Below are 15206 nucleotides of genomic sequence, written 5' to 3'. Positions count from 1 at the left end.
TTTAGTTAGACATGTATTTAAAATAGTGATATAATCCAAAAGAATCTACAGATACTAAATAATAAATGAAAGGAAGCGTAGTATGAAAAGAATATTTAAATTATTTAGTTTAACAGTTTGTTTAGTAATAATGGGAGCGTTATTTACAGGCTGCAGTAAGGATCCTTCAAAGCAGGTAAGTTTCCTTAACTATGGAGAAAATATAGATGAAGAAACTTTAAAAGAATTTGAGAAGGAAACAGGATTAAAGGTTATAATGGAAACCTTTGATGATATGGAAACTATGTATCAAAAGATTAGTGCTGGTGGAGTTAATTACGATGTTATATTAGTTTCAGATGCATTAATGCCAAGAATGATTAAGGATGGTTTACTTCAAGAGATAAATAAAGAAAACATTCCTAATTTAATTCAAATGGATGATGCATATTTAGATTTAGAAATAGACCCAGGCAATAAGTATTCAGTGCCTTATATGTTTGGAAATGTGGGACTTGTATACAATAAAGATGTAGTTAAGGAAGAAGTAAATAGTTGGGATATACTATGGAATGAAAACTATAAGAATAAAATCTTTATGTTCGATACATACAGAGATACTATGGGAGCAGCATTGAAAAAACTGGGATATTCATTAAACACACAAAAACCAGAAGAAATTGAAGCGGCAAAGCAGCTTTTATTGGAACAAAGAAAATTAGTTAATCCAATCTACGGTGTAGATAATGGAACAACTATGATTCCAGCAGGAGAATCAGATATTAACATGATATGGTCTGGTGAGGGATTAAATCTTCAGGATGAATATCCAAACTTGGTTTATGTTGTACCTGAAGAAGGCGCTAACTTTTGGATAGACAGCTTATGTATTCCTAAGAATGCTAAGAATCTTGAGGGAGCTGAAAAGTTCATCAATTTTGTAAGTGATAAGGAAGCAGCTTTAAGAATTGCTGATGAGATTGGTTATACAACACCAAATAAGGAAGCTAGAATGATGCAGCCAGAGGAAGTTAGAAATAATCCTAATGCATATATGCCAGAAGAGATTATGAAGAGATGTGAGTTCTATGTGGACTTCCCAAGTGATGTAAAGAAAATTTATGATGATGCATGGATACAAATAAAATCTAATGACTAAAACAGGTGAATAGTAAAAAGAAGATGAGTAAATTAATTACATATCTTCTTTTTATTTTATATGATATATTTAGTTTTAAAGTCTTTTCCATTCTTTTAAGCCTTCGAAGGTTGGATTTAAACTGTTTTCTTTACAATAATCAATATACTCTTTTAATATTTCTATACTCATAATGTTACACTCCTTATTCTCTCTTGTATTTTAAAAGATAGATTGCTTGTCCGTTTTCTTTATATCTATGCGCTTTATATGAAAATATTCCTATTTGAATTGTTATATAAATAAATTTAAATAAGTTTAAAGACTTAGTATTTCATAAAGTACTAAGCTTTTTGGAATTTAATAATTTAATAAGTTAATTTAATTAAATAGTAAGATATAAAATGTTATTGAAAGATATTTATGTAAAACATGAGTCAATATACATACATATTGAATATAGTATAGATAATTAAAGAATAAAAATTATGAAATATGTGTTGTAAATTAAGGTTATAGGAGGAGTTTTTATGGCAAATGAACATATTAAAGCACATGAATATTCATCAAATAATAAAGGCCAGCTTGAGCAGGATGAAGTATGTGGATGTTTTTATTGCTTGAGTATATTTAATCCAGAAGAGATTGAGGAGTGGATAGATGATGGGGATAGCACAGCAGTGTGCCCATATTGCGGTATGGATTCTGTAATAGGAGAGAGTTCTGACTATCCAATTACTAAAACATTTTTGGGGAAGATGAAAGATTACTGGTTTTGATAGGTTATAATTAGTTTTTAGTGTAGTACATTAAACTTCCTAAAAATACTAAGATTCATATTAATGAAGATATTATCAATGGATAAGGATAAACTATCATTTGATACACAAAATATTTGTAATTTAAAAGGCCTGCAAATGATGGGTTCATACTTTGCAGGCCTTTTACCTTATAATTTATATAATCACAGTATATTGGTTATTTTCTTTTAACAGGCATAATTTTACCGTTATTCATTACTAGGATAACATCAGCAATTAGAGTTACCTCTTTAGAGTGTGTAACAATAATCACACATTTGCCATCATCATGGGCAAGGGAAGAAAAGATTTTTAGAACTTCTTTTTCAGTTGATTCATCAAGGTTACCGGTAGGTTCATCAGCAATGATAATATTAGGATTGTGAGACAAGGCTCTTGCAATACCAACACGCTGTTGTTCACCACCAGATAGCTTTAAAATTTTGCGGTCTGCAGTTTCCTTATCAATACCTACTTTTTCAAGGAGGTTATAAGCAAAGCTTTTTTTATCTGGTACTTTACTGCCACTTATATTCATTGATAACACTATATTTTCTACTGCAGTTGCGTTGGTAAGCAGGTTAAAGCTTTGAAATATAACACCGATGTTTTTAGCTCTATATTCATCACGGTCCACTTTTTTTAGGTTATTATCTTCATACAGTATTTCACCAGTTGTACATACATCAAGACCTGACATTAAAGAGAGTAAAGTAGATTTACCAGAGCCAGATTTTCCTACAATAGTATATACCTTACCAGGCTCGAAGTTTGCGCTTACTTCTTTTAGAACATCCTTTTTAGTTCCTTCATATTTATAAGTAACATTTTTAAAAGTTAATAAATTCATAATCCTATCCTCAATTCCTTTCCATCAAAATCTTAATTGGTTCATACTTTGTAATTCTGCTTAGTGAAACTAAACCAGCAATGGAGGCTAGCAGGATTGAAATTACGATAATCTCAAGAACTGTATAGAAATCAAGTGTTATTTTCATCTCTGAAAGAGGTTGTGCGTTAGATTGATTTATGCCACTAAAAAACATACTACCACCCATGGATGGTGTAGTACTGCCGTTAGGTCTTTGTTCACTGATAACATGTCCTCCAAACTGGCTGCTACCTTGTTGTTCAGTATTTTGAGCAGCTTCAACTTGATTACTAAGAAGTTTGTCTGAAATAGGCTGGGATACGCCAGCTCCGACACCTAAACCTATTATAAGACAGATGCAAGTTATAATAAGTGTTTCACTCCATAAACCTAAAGCAACCTTTGATTTCTTCATACCCATTGCACGAAGTACACCAATTTCATATTTACGTTCTCTTATTGATATAGATGAAAGAAGAACTAAAATTATAGAGCCTAAAATGATAACTACAAGCATGAAAGTAAGAGATATGTTTTTTAATCCTAAAACAGGCTTTACAATTCTGTTATAAGAAGTAGTATCTGTAGTTACAGTAAAGGTATCAGGAAGACCTTTTGATCTAACTTCAGCTTCAAATTGTGTTAAATATTCAGGGCTGCTTAAATAATATGTTACATCTACCTGTACACCAGATTCATCAGTGTTTCTTGTAGAAAGTAATGTATTAAGAGTAGTAAGAACTTCATTACGTCTGTTTAAAGCAGCAGATGTAGGCATATTTTCATTGCTGTATTCATCAGTAAGGTCAGCATAAGTTCCTACAACCTTAAGCTCATAGGTTACTTCTCTACTTAAAGTTACAGTTCCCATTTCAGAAAGAGCTACTTTATAATTTTCATTATTTAAGGTTATGGTATCTCCATCAGCTAAAGTGCTTGTATCTATGTCATCTGGAACGTCAATAGATACATTAGAAGTAAAAGTAAGGGTATCACCAACAGAAATATTATTCGCATCGCTAAGGGCGGTGCTGATAATACATTCATTATCATTTTCAGGTATTTTTCCATTTTCAACACTTCTTAATCCATCTTTGAAATCTTGCCAGTAATCTCCGTATAATTTAAAGTTTGAATTTCCGCCGATTCTCATGGATATTTCATTACCTCTAAAATTAGAAGGACCATTTGAGGGTGTATCTTCAGTGGTATTTTCTTCATCCTGATCTATGGCAGTAATGGAATTAGAATTTGCACCAATAGACCCTGTTGCTATACTTTCTTTAAGATATTCTGAATCAGTAAATTGAAGGTATAACTCAGAGGATATCTCAGGTCTCTTCATCATAACTTTACCATCAGCTGGATTTTGCTGTGCTTCTTGCATAACTTTCTGCATATCAGGAGTAATGGAAACTTTAGAAGAAAATCTTTCTTTATAATCCTCAATAACAGCTGATGCGGTATTATTAATAATTAATGACACTACAGTAGTTGTAATAATAGCAAAAATAATAGCACCAATAAGTATATTTCTACCTTTATTACGGATTAGATTCTTTAATGCATTCTCTAATATATACATTTATAGTTACTTCCTTTCTTCTTCGGATATTTCAAACTCATTAAAAAAGTCATCTGATATTTCCTTTTTATTTTCAGTAATAATTTCATCTTTAGGCAGTAGTCTTTCAGAAAAAAAATTAAAAGCTGAGTTTAATAATTGAGATAGTTTTTGATAAATAACTCCTGAAGAAAATAGTAAGGCTGCAATTCCTAAAGAAGTGATAATATAGGTTACAATCTGTGGAATAAGCTGTTGCCAATAGTATTCAGAAATTTGTTCTGCTGTAGCACCTTGAGCTGCGGCTTCTTCAAGCATGGTAAGCTGTGGAGAAATGTATAATGCAAGTTGTACAATTCCCAAAATAACAATAATGGCGGCTAGGATAAATAAAATAATAGGAATGGGATGTTTTTTCTTTTTCATAGCTTGTCTCCTTTTTATAAGAAATTTTTGTTATAGATTTATTTTAATAAAGAAAACTTTAATGAACCTTAAAATAAAGAAAGACTTTAGCAAGATACTAAAGTCTTTAAGTTAATTAAAAAAATCTATTATGTTTTCATATTCATTAGACAATTATACGAAAGTGTCGCTTATCCAACCATATTCCAATAGTGATGATAGGCAATGTTATGCATCTATTATATATTAGTTTTATATACTAAAACAACTAGTGTCTATTAATTTCAAATATCAAAGGAGAGGATTAAATTATGGAAAACATGCGTAGTATAATTTCATTGGATAAAACTTGGCAATTTAAATTTGAAACAGCAACAGATTGGGTAAAGGTTGATATTCCACACACATGGAATAATCTTGATGGACAAGACGGTGGAGAAGATTATTTAAGGGGGGGGAGGTACATATGAAAAATTCTTAGTTATACCGGAAGAATGGGATGGTAAAGAAATATATATAGAATTTGATGCTGCAAATGCTATTACAGAAGTGTTTGTAAATGGACAGTATGTAGGAAATCACTTAGGGGGATATTCGAGATTCCGTTTTAATATAACTAATTATGTAAATTTGAGGGAAGAAAATAAAGTTGTAGTTAAGGTTTCAAATGATAAAAAAGATAAGCGGACTTATCCAGATACAGCTGATTTTACTTTCTTTGGTGGCATATATAGAAGTGTAAGACTTATAGCTGTTTCAAAAGAGCACTTTCAATTAAATGAAATGGGTAGCAATGGAGTATTTGTTACTGCCATACCAAAAGGACATAAAGCAGAGGTGAAGGTCTTTTGTAAGCTTGAAAACATTAGCTGTGGTGAATTACAAGCTTGTTATAGAAAATCCTAAAAAAGAAGTTATTAGGGTTTCAAGAGAGATTAAATCAAGAAATGTTGAAGTTGATTTACAGATAGAAAGCCCCATTCTTTGGAAATTAAAAGAAAAGGGAATTTATATAACATAACAGCAATCCTTGTAAATAAAGATGGACAAGTCGTGGATGAGGTTCAAGATAGCTTTGTAATTAGAGAGTTGACTGTGGATAAGGCTGGGAACTTTATTTTGAATGGTGAAAAGATAAGACTTAATGGAGTTGCACGTCATCAAGATAGAAAGAATAAGGGAGGGGCTATTTCAAAAGAGGATATGAGAGAAGATTTTGAAATAATAAAAGAAATTGGTGCAAACTCTGTTCGTTTAGCTCATTATCAGCATGACTCCTTCTTCTATGATCTATGTGATGAGGATGGAATATTAGTGTGCGCCGAAATTCCTTTCATTTCTATGTTAAATGAAGATTCAGCAGCATTTGATAATGCAAAGAGCCAGCTTCGAGAACTGATTTTACAAAACTGGAACCATCCATCAATTTGCTTATGGGGAGTACAAAACGAAATTACCATGGGTGGTGAAAGTGATGAAATTACTTCACAGGTTAAGGAACTAAATGACATTGCAAAGACACTGGATCCGTCAAGATTAACGTATTCTGCACAGTTCATGGCTCTTAATATAAAGAATCCATTAAATGAAATTACAGATGTACAAGGATATAACTTATATTATGGATGGTATGTTGGAGAGTGTGAAGATTTCAGAACTTGGGCAAAGGATTTCCATGAAGTATATCCAGGCAAACCTTTAGTAATTTCAGAGTATGGTGCAGATGGGTTGATGAAATACCATTCTAAGACACCACAGCAAGGTGATTATTCAGAGGAGTATCAAGGGGTATATCATGAGAAAAATTATGAAATAATGATGGAATCACCATGGGTTGGTGGTAGTTTTGTATGGAATATGTTTGATTTTGCTTCTAATGGAAGGGAAGAAGGCGGTGTTTCTGGGATAAACCATAAAGGACTGGTATCCCATGATAGAAAAGAGAAAAAGGATACCTTCTATTACTATAAGGCAATGTGGAGTAATGAGCTATTTATACATCTTTGTTCAAGGAGATGGAAGGTTAGAAGTGATGCGAATATATTAGTAAAAGCATATACAAACACAGGCTGTGGAGAGCTTCTTGTTAATGGAGTGGACTTCGGAAAAAGAACAGGACATATTCTTAAGTGGAATGATATTCCATTGAAAATGGGGAAAAATATAATTTCTATTATAGGTGGTAGAGTTACTACAGATGAGATAGTTATTATTAGACAAGAGGACGAGGATTCGTCATATGAGTTTAAAGGTAATGTTATAAGCTGGCATGAAAAAGGTGGAGTAGAGGGATTGGAGATTAATCCAGAATAGTTAAGTATAAACGATACCCTGGGTGAGGTGCTTTCCAATGAAGAAGCTAAGGCTGAAATTGCAAAAATATTTGGAGACAAGGTTAATAGTCCTATGGTAAAGGTGGTTAAAAATAAAACTGTAGTGGAGCTATCAGGTCATATAAAAGGGATGTTTAAGGATTTAAATCTTGAAGATATGAACAGAATGCTTCAACAGTATCCGAAAAATACATCAACTACAAAAACAGCGGAGAAAGAAAGTATTATAGGACGTTTCATTAAGAGGATAAAGAAATAACAAAGGTTATCTATCTCGTTGAGATAGATAACCTTTATTATATTTTTTCGCTTTCATAAAAGAGGTTTGAAATTGTAGCTACCATTTCTACAATGGTTGGGATAACTACTTCATCGCCATATTGTCTGCTTTTTAAAAAAGTAATATTTGCGCCTTGTATGCAGAAGGTCATTTGCACATTTTTTACGGGATCATCTTTGTACATTGGATATTTTGCAAATACTAATTCTTTAATTCTAATTTCAAGTTTTTCAGCAAAGGTTTCAAATTTGTTGCTGCCAAAGAGAATATGTAGAAGTTCTTCCCTCTCTGACATGGCATCAAAAAGTTCAAAGGCAAAGGCTTCTGTATTCTCAAGGATATCTTCAGGAGTGGACAACTTTAAAATTACTGAATTAACAAAATCAGTTTCAATGGTGTCAGCTAAGTCGAAGATGTCAGTATAGTGACAGTAAAAGGTGGATTTATTAATTTTAGCTAGCTCACATAACTCTTTTATGGTGATTTTTTCTAAGGGTTTTGTTTTACGAATAAGTATAAATGCATTTACAATATTTGTTTTAGTTTTTTCTATTCTTAAATCCATTGTTTTCCTCACTTTTTCGACGATTTTATAAAAAGGTTGTTTATACAACTATATTCAAATAGTGATGATAGGCAATAACATATATCTATTATATATTAATTTTATACATTAAAACAACTAGTGTCTATTAATTTCATATATCAAAGGGGAAGTAGTAAATGATGAAGAAAGTATCAACTTTTATAGTTGAAAAAAGAAATATTATTTATCTGTTATTTATAGCAGCAGTAGTGTATTGTGCTATGTCTGTGGGAAAGGTACAGGTTAATAGCGATTTAACCTCATTTTTACCACCAGAGACTCAAACTCGTCGTGGATTACAAATCATGGAGAAGGAATTTACCACCTATGCAGGTGCGGAGATAATGATTTCTAATGTTACCTTAGATATTGCAGAGGATTTAGTAAAGAAAATTGAACAGGTTGATGGAGTTTCCATGGTTATATTAGATGATACCAAGGAGCATTTTAATTCAGCTTCAGCTTTACTTACGGTGTCCTTTAATGGTGGAGAGCAGGAAGAACGAATAAAAACAGCTCTTGATCAGTGTCGTGAAATTGTTGAGGAGTATGATTATTATATTGATACTCTTATAGGATACGATTTGGTTAAGGAAATAGCTGGACAAATGGATACAATTCTTATTGTAGCTATCCTTATTATTATAGGAGTTTTAGTGTTTACCTCAAAGAGCTATTTTGAAGTTGTTGTATTTTTAATTGTTTTTGGAGTAGCAGCGGTGCTTAATATGGGGACAAACTATCTGTTAGGTGAGATTTCAGCCATAACTAACTCTATAGCAATTATTCTTCAACTAGCTTTAGCCATAGATTATGCAATTATTTTCTGTCATAGATATCAAGAAGATAGAGAGGTTTGTGATACAGCAAAAGAAGCTCTTATTGAGTCCTTAGCTAAATCTATCATTGAGATCTCATCTTCAAGCTTAACAACTGTATCGGGACTTTTAGCTTTAACTTTAATGCAGTTTAGAATTGGGTATGATTTAGGGATAGTTCTGACTAAGGGTATTTTATGCAGCCTTATAACTGTATTTTTATTAATGCCAGGGCTTATCATGCTGTTTAATAAACAGATTGATAAGATGAAGCATAAGAATCTAGTGCCAGACATCAGTGGCTGGGGGCGCTTTCTTGTTAGAACAAAGGGAATCTTTGCAATAAGTCTTATTTTAGTGATACCTATTGCTTTTTACGTATCTAATAAATGCGACTATGTTTTCGCGGAAAAATCAATTGATGCAATTAGGGAATCAGATAAAAGGAAGGCACAAAATAAAATTGCCACCACCTTTGAACGTACAGAAGCCATTGCATTACTTGTACCAAGAGGAAGCTATGAAAAGGAGAAGGCTGTAATAAAAGAAGTACAAGAACTAGAAAAGATAAGAACAGTAACAGCATTAGGTGCTATAGAAATTGAAGATGGCAGAATGCTTACTGACTTATATAAGCCAAGGAAGTTTGCGGAATTGGTGGACATGGATATAGAGATGATTAATATGATGTACACTTTATATGGACTTACTAATGAACAGTATCAGCCTATTTTTGGTGATGTAGAGGATTATGCAGTACCACTTCTTGATATATTTCAATTCATGTTTGAAAAAATTGACCAAGGAATGGTGGAGCTGGATGAGGATAAGTCGGAAATGATTAATGAGCTAAGGAGAACTTTAGATGAAGGGCTTGTGCAGCTACAGGGAGATGATATGGTAAGAATGGTATTTACAGCTGCTGTTCCTACTGAGGGGAAGGAAAGTAAGAAATTAGTTAATGATATTTTAGAGATAGCGAAAGCCCATTATGGGGATGAAGAGGTTCTTGCTATTGGAGAGATTACAAGTGCGGCAGAGCTTCAGGAATCCTTTTTAGGAGATAATATAAAGATATCAGTTTTAACAGCTCTATTTGTATTTGTTATACTTCTTTTCACTTTTAAATCATTTGGAACAGCACTTTTATTGGTAGCTTTAATTCAAGGAAGTATATGGATAAACTTCTCATTCCCGGTTTTAACAGACAAAAACTTATTTTTCATGGCATATTTAATTGTATCAGCTATACAGATGGGGGCTACCATTGACTATGCAATAGTAATGACAAACAGGTTCCAGACTTTAAAGGAAGAAATGGATGTTAAAGAAGCAGTAGCAAGAGCTGTAAGTGACAGTTTCCCAACAATTTTAACTTCAGGGTCAATTATGATAGCAGCAGGATTTTTAATAGGATATATGACTACCGATGTCAATATTGGTTCTATAGGATTAGCATTAGGAAGAGGAGCTTTAATTTCTGTTATTTTAATCATGACAGCATTACCTCAGATTTTACTTTATGGAAATAAGTTTATGGAGAAAACAAGATTTTCAGTAAGAAAGTTATTAAGAGGTGAGGAATAATGAAAAGAAGAAATAGAAGAAATAGAAGTAATAGGGCAATAGCATTCATATTAGTTATGTTATTTTTACTAAATACATCAATATTACCAGTGACTGCAGAGGCCGAGACAAGTGAAATAATAATTAGTTCAGTGGAAGATTTTATTAAACTGGCGAAAAATTGCAAGACAGACAGCTATTCTAAGGGAAAGACCTTTAATCTGCAGAAGGATTTAGATTTATCGGAGGTTGATTTTACACCAATTCCTATTTTTACAGGGGTGTTTAAGGGAAATGGATATACTATCTCAGGAATTGAGTATGAAGGTAAGAGCAGTAATCAAGGATTATTTAGAATTATATCTGAGGGAGCTGTTGTAGAAAATCTAAAGGTACAGGTCAAATTTACACCAGAAGGAGACCAAAGCTATATTGGAGGACTTTGTGCAGTTAACCGTGGAACTATTAATAATTGCACCGTGTCAGGCTTTGTAAGTGGAACTTCGGAGATAGGTGGAATTACAGGAATTAATGAAAAGACAGGTGAGATCTTAGATAGTACATCTTTAGTAAAAGTTAAGGGGAAAAATCAAACTGGTGGTATTGCTGGTACAAATCTCGGTGTTATAAAAAGCAGCAATAATAGTGGGAAGATCAATATTGAAGCTAATGAATGGGGAACTAATACTGGAGGAATAGCAGGTAGAAATGATGGTTCAATTAAAAACTGTATAAACGATGGAAATGTAGGATATCCACATACTGGATATAATACAGGGGGTATCACTGGGATGTTAACTGGATATATAGAAGGTGCTACCAATAGAGGTGATATTGAAGGAAGAAGAGATGTTGGAGGCATTGTTGGACAACTTGATATATCTTATAGAGTAGAGTATACAGTGAATTATATGGAGGAGTTATCGAAGGATATAAATGCATTAACAGGTTCACTAAACAACCTGGCAGCAAATGTAGGGAAGAACTCAAATAATGCGGCAATACAGCTAAAGGATGTAATAAACCAATCACAAAAATTAGTTGGAAACCTGGATGATAGCGTCAAAGGTACCGTTGATAATTCAAAGTTGATTTTGGAAATTAGAGAAGATATAAATGTAATTAAAGCAGAGCTTGCAGTTATCGAAGGAATCTTGAAAAATCTTAAATTAGATAATGATAATATAAAAGTAATAATTAATGATATTAAAGAAGCATTAGGTAAGTTAGGTAATGGCAATATTGTAGATAGTATAGAAGTTATTAAAGAACTAGAGGATCTTTTTACACAATTAATTAATGAACTGCCACATTTAGAGGATATACCAGAATTAAGTTTATTAAAGGAATCTGTTGATAAAATTGAAGCAGCTTTAAATAACATGATAGTTAAAGCAGAAGAGGGAGTGCAGGAAGATGTTGATAATGCAAAGGAAACTATGGATGGTATATCAAAGGACTTTGAAGGACTTATTAATGAAGCTGATGAATTAATTAATACTTTGCCGGATGTAATGAACCAGTTTTCTGCAGATATGGATAAGGTTAATGAGGGCTTTAGTCAGATAGGTAATACTATAAATAAAATTGCAAAGGGACCTAAGGATATAACGAAGGATTTATCGGAGCTTATTGAAGAAGCAGCAGATGGAAGCATATTATATTCCTCAAATAATGGTAAGATTAGCGCTGATTATAATAGTGGTGGAATTGTTGGAGCAGTGCAAAGGGAAAATATTTTAGATCCAGAATCAGAAGAGTATACGGAAGTTATAGATTATATTTTTGCTGATTCAACGGTATATATAAAGGCTACAATCTATGGATGCAGCAACAGTGGAACAATCTCTACTAAATATGACCATAGTGGTGGTATTGTAGGTAAGGGGCGAAATGGTGCTGTCATCGAAAGCATAAATACTGGAGTAGTTAAAGCAAATCGGGATTATGCAGGAGGCATTGCAGGGGATTTTGCAGGAGTAATCTTAAGATGCAGTGCTTCAGGATATATTGAAGGTGAAAATTATGTAGGTGGAATTTCTGGTAAGGTTAAGAATATAAGTGAATCAATAACCATTTCACAGGTTAATGGAGATGGAGCTTATATTGGAGCTGTTGCAGGTCAAGTTGATGGTGAAGTTGAAACTAATTATTTTATTGAGGGAGAACTTGGTGGAATTGATGGAATTAACTTTGAAGGGGAAGCCATACCGTTGACTTATGATGAGATTCTAGCTTTGAATAACTGCCCAGAAGAATTTAAAAAGCTAGAGATTAAATTTGTGGCAGATGGTGAGGTTGTGGATGTAAAATATGTGCCTTATGGTGGCAAGATTGAAAGTCTTCCTGCTGTTGAAAAGAAAGGCGATAAATATTGGACATGGGATGACTTTGATAAAGAAAATATTACGCATAGTCAAATAATTATGGGGGAATATCATAATGCTATAACGGTACTTGCCACCAAAGAGAAGGTACCTATGTTTGTTGCTGAAGGAATATTTTATCCAGGTCAGGAAATTGAGGTAGAAGAATTAAGCATTGAGGATATAAATGGTGAATTTAAGAATGTGGTTGGATTATATCAGATTCACATTGCAGGGGAGAGTGAAGAAAAAATAAAACTTCACTATAAAGCCGATAAAAAGGTTAAGCTATATGAAAGCAATAATGGAGAATGGAAGGAAATTAAGACGAAGGAAGATGGAAACTACTTGGTGTTTGAATTAAATAATGGAGGTAAAGTTTTAGCTTTAAGCAAGGCCGAGGATTCAAATATATTTTCAATTATTGGTGTGGTTTTATTACTTGCAGCTGTTTCCATTGCGTTATTTATAATAAAAAAGAAAAAATAACAACATAAGATGGCTTTCATATTATGGAAAGTGAGTTTATAATAGATATATATGAATTTTCTAAAATAGGTGAATTTTGCACAAGCTTATTATAGAAAATATATTGGTAGGAGGGGATTTGAATGATAACAGTTAATAAAGACAATGTTTTAAATACAGCTAAGAAATTACTTTTAACTGATAGCCCAAGCGGATTCTGTTATGACATCATTGATATGATTGGCCAGTGGTCAAAGGAAATGGGATATGAGTTTGAAACTACAGTTAAAGGATGTGGAGTTATAACTGTACCAGGTAAATCAAGTGAGAAGGTGATAGGACTATCTGCTCACGTTGACACTTTAGGTGCAATGGTTAGATCAATATCAGGCAGTGGGACATTAAACTTTACTTTAATAGGAGGGCCTATTGTTCCAACTTTAGATGCAGAATACTGTAAGGTAAGAACTAGAGATGGAAGAATTTACAATGGTACTTTCCTAAGCACAAGCCCTGCAGTACATGTTTATGATGATGCATCTAAAAAAGCTAGAGATCCTAAGAATATGGAAGTTAGACTTGATGAAGTTGTAAAATCTAAAGAAGATGTAGAAAAGCTAGGAATATATCCAGGAGACTTCATCTTCATAGATCCAAAGACTACTGTAACTGAAAGTGGCTTCTTAAAGTCTAGATTTATTGATGATAAGGGAAGTGTTGCTTGTCTTATGAATCTTCTTCAAATACTTAGCAGTGAGAAGATAGTTCCAACATATACTACAAAAGTATTTATATCTGTTTATGAAGAAGTTGGTCATGGTTCATCATACATTCCAGCAGACATTACAGAAATGATTGCTGTTGATATGGGATGCATAGGAGAAGATTTAAGCTGCACTGAGTTTGATGTTTCAATTTGTGCTAAAGATTCAGGCGGACCATATGATTACAATATGACTACTGAGTTAATAAATTTAGCTAAAGGCAATGAGATTAAGTATGCTGTGGATATATATCCATACTATGGTTCAGATGTGGGAGCTGCTCTTCGTGGCGGAAATAATATAAAGGGCGCACTTATAGGACCTGGAGTTCACGCTTCCCACGGAATGGAAAGAACTCACTATACTGCATTAGAGGGAACAATTAAATTATTATATGCTTATTTAACAAAATAATATATATTTAAAAGCCATCAAGTTTAAAGTCTTGATGGCTTTACATTTTTTGAGGTTCTATATATGTACATAAGTTCAATCTAAAAATTGGTAATTTGGTAATATTTATTTAACGATATTTATTTATTAATAATTATAGGTATTGAAAGATAATTCGATAGTATGGTATATTTTATAAATGAAAAATGTAAAATCTGTTAAGTACATATGAACTTAATTAAAACCAGAAATAGTGTCACAAGGACCAGAAGAAATAACAGTAAGACAGCTTACATTTTCATGGAAGGCATATAAAAAAGCTAAGGACTACGATTTATATTATAGGGAAGTTGGAACTAAGGCATGGATAAAGGCAAATGATCTAGATAGTTCGTACCCAAATAGTGAGGATGATTATATTCAACAAGAGTAGCAGATGTAAGTTCGGAAGCGAAGACAGATGCTGAGAAATCAATAAGAGCTACATCATATACAATAAAAGGTTTAAAAGATACAACAAGTTACGAAATAATGATGACCGTAACTAACAATTATAAAATGTGTGGCTTATCACAAAAATATATAGGATCTACTACTATATTAGTTCTACTTGTAACAACTAGTTACAAACTTATAAACTATCCAATAAAAAAGGCATGATAGGTTATGTTAGCATAGCAATCATAGTAGTTATAGCAGCTATAGTATCTGGCATAGCAATGATGAAAAATAAAAAATAATAACTTAAAAAGTGTGGATCCATTTTAGAGGACCACACTTTTTTAATAGTATTAAAAATGAACGGTTTCATAAGAAAATAAACATCCCCCTGCTATTTCACAGGGAGATGTCCAAATTTGTATAACTGTATTTTT

General features: G+C 32.7%; 15 protein-coding genes. 10 read left to right on the top strand and 5 right to left on the bottom strand.

Annotation, left to right across the window (positions count from 1 at the left end):
• Positions 1 to 82: 82 nt before the first annotated feature.
• Both BN1075_RS07425 and BN1075_RS07420 read left to right on the top strand, forming a co-directional pair.
• Positions 83 to 1138, top strand: coding sequence for an ABC transporter substrate-binding protein (locus tag BN1075_RS07425; RefSeq protein ID WP_040192500.1), 1056 nt, complete (start codon positions 83 to 85; stop codon positions 1136 to 1138).
• 509 nt (positions 1139 to 1647) lie between these two features.
• Positions 1648 to 1896, top strand: coding sequence for a hypothetical protein (locus BN1075_RS07420; protein ID WP_040192499.1), 249 nt, complete (start codon positions 1648 to 1650; stop codon positions 1894 to 1896).
• Between the two features lie 199 nt (positions 1897 to 2095).
• On the opposite strand, the gene BN1075_RS07415 is transcribed toward BN1075_RS07420, so the two are convergent.
• From BN1075_RS07415 to BN1075_RS07405, 3 genes are read right to left on the bottom strand one after another with little or no spacing between them, the layout of a single operon-like run.
• Entirely contained in the window at positions 2096 to 2767 is a 672-nt protein-coding gene (locus BN1075_RS07415; protein WP_040192498.1) for an ABC transporter ATP-binding protein, read from the bottom strand.
• Positions 2768 to 2777: 10 nt separating this feature from the next.
• A complete protein-coding gene (locus BN1075_RS07410) occupies positions 2778 to 4373 on the bottom strand; it encodes an ABC transporter permease (protein ID WP_040192497.1) in 1596 nt (531 codons plus the stop codon).
• 6 nt (positions 4374 to 4379) lie between these two features.
• Complete coding sequence (locus BN1075_RS07405) at positions 4380 to 4778, bottom strand: hypothetical protein (RefSeq protein WP_040192495.1); 399 nt, start codon at positions 4776 to 4778, stop codon at positions 4380 to 4382.
• 290 nt (positions 4779 to 5068) lie between these two features.
• Between BN1075_RS07405 and BN1075_RS21540 the strand changes: the two genes are divergently transcribed.
• From BN1075_RS21540 to BN1075_RS07395, 4 genes are all read left to right on the top strand, one after another.
• Positions 5069 to 5227 (top strand): hypothetical protein, encoded by a 159-nt coding sequence (locus BN1075_RS21540; RefSeq protein ID WP_156132774.1) that lies wholly within the window; start codon positions 5069 to 5071, stop codon positions 5225 to 5227.
• Positions 5228 to 5240: 13 nt separating this feature from the next.
• Positions 5241 to 5663 (top strand): sugar-binding domain-containing protein, encoded by a 423-nt coding sequence (locus tag BN1075_RS20700; protein ID WP_081911522.1) that lies wholly within the window; start codon positions 5241 to 5243, stop codon positions 5661 to 5663.
• 78 nt (positions 5664 to 5741) lie between these two features.
• On the top strand, positions 5742 to 7070 hold the full coding sequence (locus BN1075_RS20695) for a glycoside hydrolase family 2 protein (protein ID WP_052406454.1): 1329 nt from the start codon (positions 5742 to 5744) through the stop codon (positions 7068 to 7070).
• A gap of 27 nt (positions 7071 to 7097) precedes the next feature.
• The gene (locus BN1075_RS07395) at positions 7098 to 7349 is read left to right on the top strand and encodes a hypothetical protein (protein ID WP_040192494.1); all 252 of its coding nucleotides are present in this window, start codon (positions 7098 to 7100) and stop codon (positions 7347 to 7349) included.
• Between the two features lie 37 nt (positions 7350 to 7386).
• Here BN1075_RS07395 and BN1075_RS07390 read toward each other — a convergent pair whose 3' ends face one another.
• Positions 7387 to 7935: a TetR/AcrR family transcriptional regulator gene (locus BN1075_RS07390; RefSeq protein ID WP_040192493.1), complete on the bottom strand. Its 549-nt coding sequence runs from the start codon at positions 7933 to 7935 to the stop codon at positions 7387 to 7389.
• Positions 7936 to 8093: 158 nt separating this feature from the next.
• Here BN1075_RS07390 and BN1075_RS07385 point away from each other — a divergent pair, with 158 nt between their 5' ends.
• The 4 genes from BN1075_RS07385 to BN1075_RS07370 all read left to right on the top strand — a co-directional run bounded on the left by BN1075_RS07385 (position 8094) and on the right by BN1075_RS07370 (position 14764).
• A complete protein-coding gene (locus BN1075_RS07385; protein WP_052406453.1) occupies positions 8094 to 10361 on the top strand; it encodes an efflux RND transporter permease subunit in 2268 nt (755 codons plus the stop codon).
• The gene (locus tag BN1075_RS07380) at positions 10361 to 13195 is read left to right on the top strand and encodes a coiled-coil domain-containing protein (RefSeq protein ID WP_040192492.1); all 2835 of its coding nucleotides are present in this window, start codon (positions 10361 to 10363) and stop codon (positions 13193 to 13195) included. Before BN1075_RS07385 ends, BN1075_RS07380 begins: the two co-directional genes overlap by 1 nt.
• A gap of 122 nt (positions 13196 to 13317) precedes the next feature.
• Positions 13318 to 14352 (top strand): M42 family metallopeptidase, encoded by a 1035-nt coding sequence (locus tag BN1075_RS07375; RefSeq protein ID WP_040192491.1) that lies wholly within the window; start codon positions 13318 to 13320, stop codon positions 14350 to 14352.
• Positions 14353 to 14584: 232 nt separating this feature from the next.
• Positions 14585 to 14764: a hypothetical protein gene (locus tag BN1075_RS07370; RefSeq protein WP_040192490.1), complete on the top strand. Its 180-nt coding sequence runs from the start codon at positions 14585 to 14587 to the stop codon at positions 14762 to 14764.
• 231 nt (positions 14765 to 14995) lie between these two features.
• On the opposite strand, the gene BN1075_RS21535 is transcribed toward BN1075_RS07370, so the two are convergent.
• Positions 14996 to 15142 carry a hypothetical protein gene (locus tag BN1075_RS21535; RefSeq protein WP_156132772.1) on the bottom strand — a complete coding sequence of 49 codons (147 nt, stop codon included), beginning with the start codon at positions 15140 to 15142 and terminating at the stop codon, positions 14996 to 14998.
• Positions 15143 to 15206: the final 64 nt, after the last annotated feature.

Origin of the sequence: Clostridium culturomicium, assembly GCF_000821305.1 — a bacterium.
GTDB lineage: Bacteria > Bacillota > Clostridia > Clostridiales > Clostridiaceae > Clostridium_J > Clostridium_J culturomicium.
The sequence above is the reverse complement of the archived record's forward strand: the minus strand, read 5'-3'. Positions and strand labels throughout refer to the sequence as shown.

Excerpts from the sequence above, each read along its gene's own strand:
- BN1075_RS07375 (WP_040192491.1), top strand. The coding sequence starts at position 13,318 with ATGATAACAGTTAATAAAGACAATGTTTTAAATACAGCTAAGAAATTA.
- BN1075_RS07385 (WP_052406453.1), top strand. The coding sequence starts at position 8,094 with ATGATGAAGAAAGTATCAACTTTTATAGTTGAAAAAAGAAATATTATT.
- BN1075_RS07425 (WP_040192500.1), top strand. The coding sequence starts at position 83 with ATGAAAAGAATATTTAAATTATTTAGTTTAACAGTTTGTTTAGTAATA.
- BN1075_RS21540 (WP_156132774.1), top strand. The coding sequence starts at position 5,069 with ATGGAAAACATGCGTAGTATAATTTCATTGGATAAAACTTGGCAATTT.
- BN1075_RS07420 (WP_040192499.1), top strand. The coding sequence starts at position 1,648 with ATGGCAAATGAACATATTAAAGCACATGAATATTCATCAAATAATAAA.
- BN1075_RS21535 (WP_156132772.1), bottom strand. The coding sequence starts at position 15,142 with ATGAAACCGTTCATTTTTAATACTATTAAAAAAGTGTGGTCCTCTAAA.
- BN1075_RS07405 (WP_040192495.1), bottom strand. The coding sequence starts at position 4,778 with ATGAAAAAGAAAAAACATCCCATTCCTATTATTTTATTTATCCTAGCC.
- BN1075_RS07390 (WP_040192493.1), bottom strand. The coding sequence starts at position 7,935 with ATGGATTTAAGAATAGAAAAAACTAAAACAAATATTGTAAATGCATTT.
- BN1075_RS07410 (WP_040192497.1), bottom strand. The coding sequence starts at position 4,373 with ATGTATATATTAGAGAATGCATTAAAGAATCTAATCCGTAATAAAGGT.
- BN1075_RS07415 (WP_040192498.1), bottom strand. The coding sequence starts at position 2,767 with ATGAATTTATTAACTTTTAAAAATGTTACTTATAAATATGAAGGAACT.
- BN1075_RS07380 (WP_040192492.1), top strand. The coding sequence starts at position 10,361 with ATGAAAAGAAGAAATAGAAGAAATAGAAGTAATAGGGCAATAGCATTC.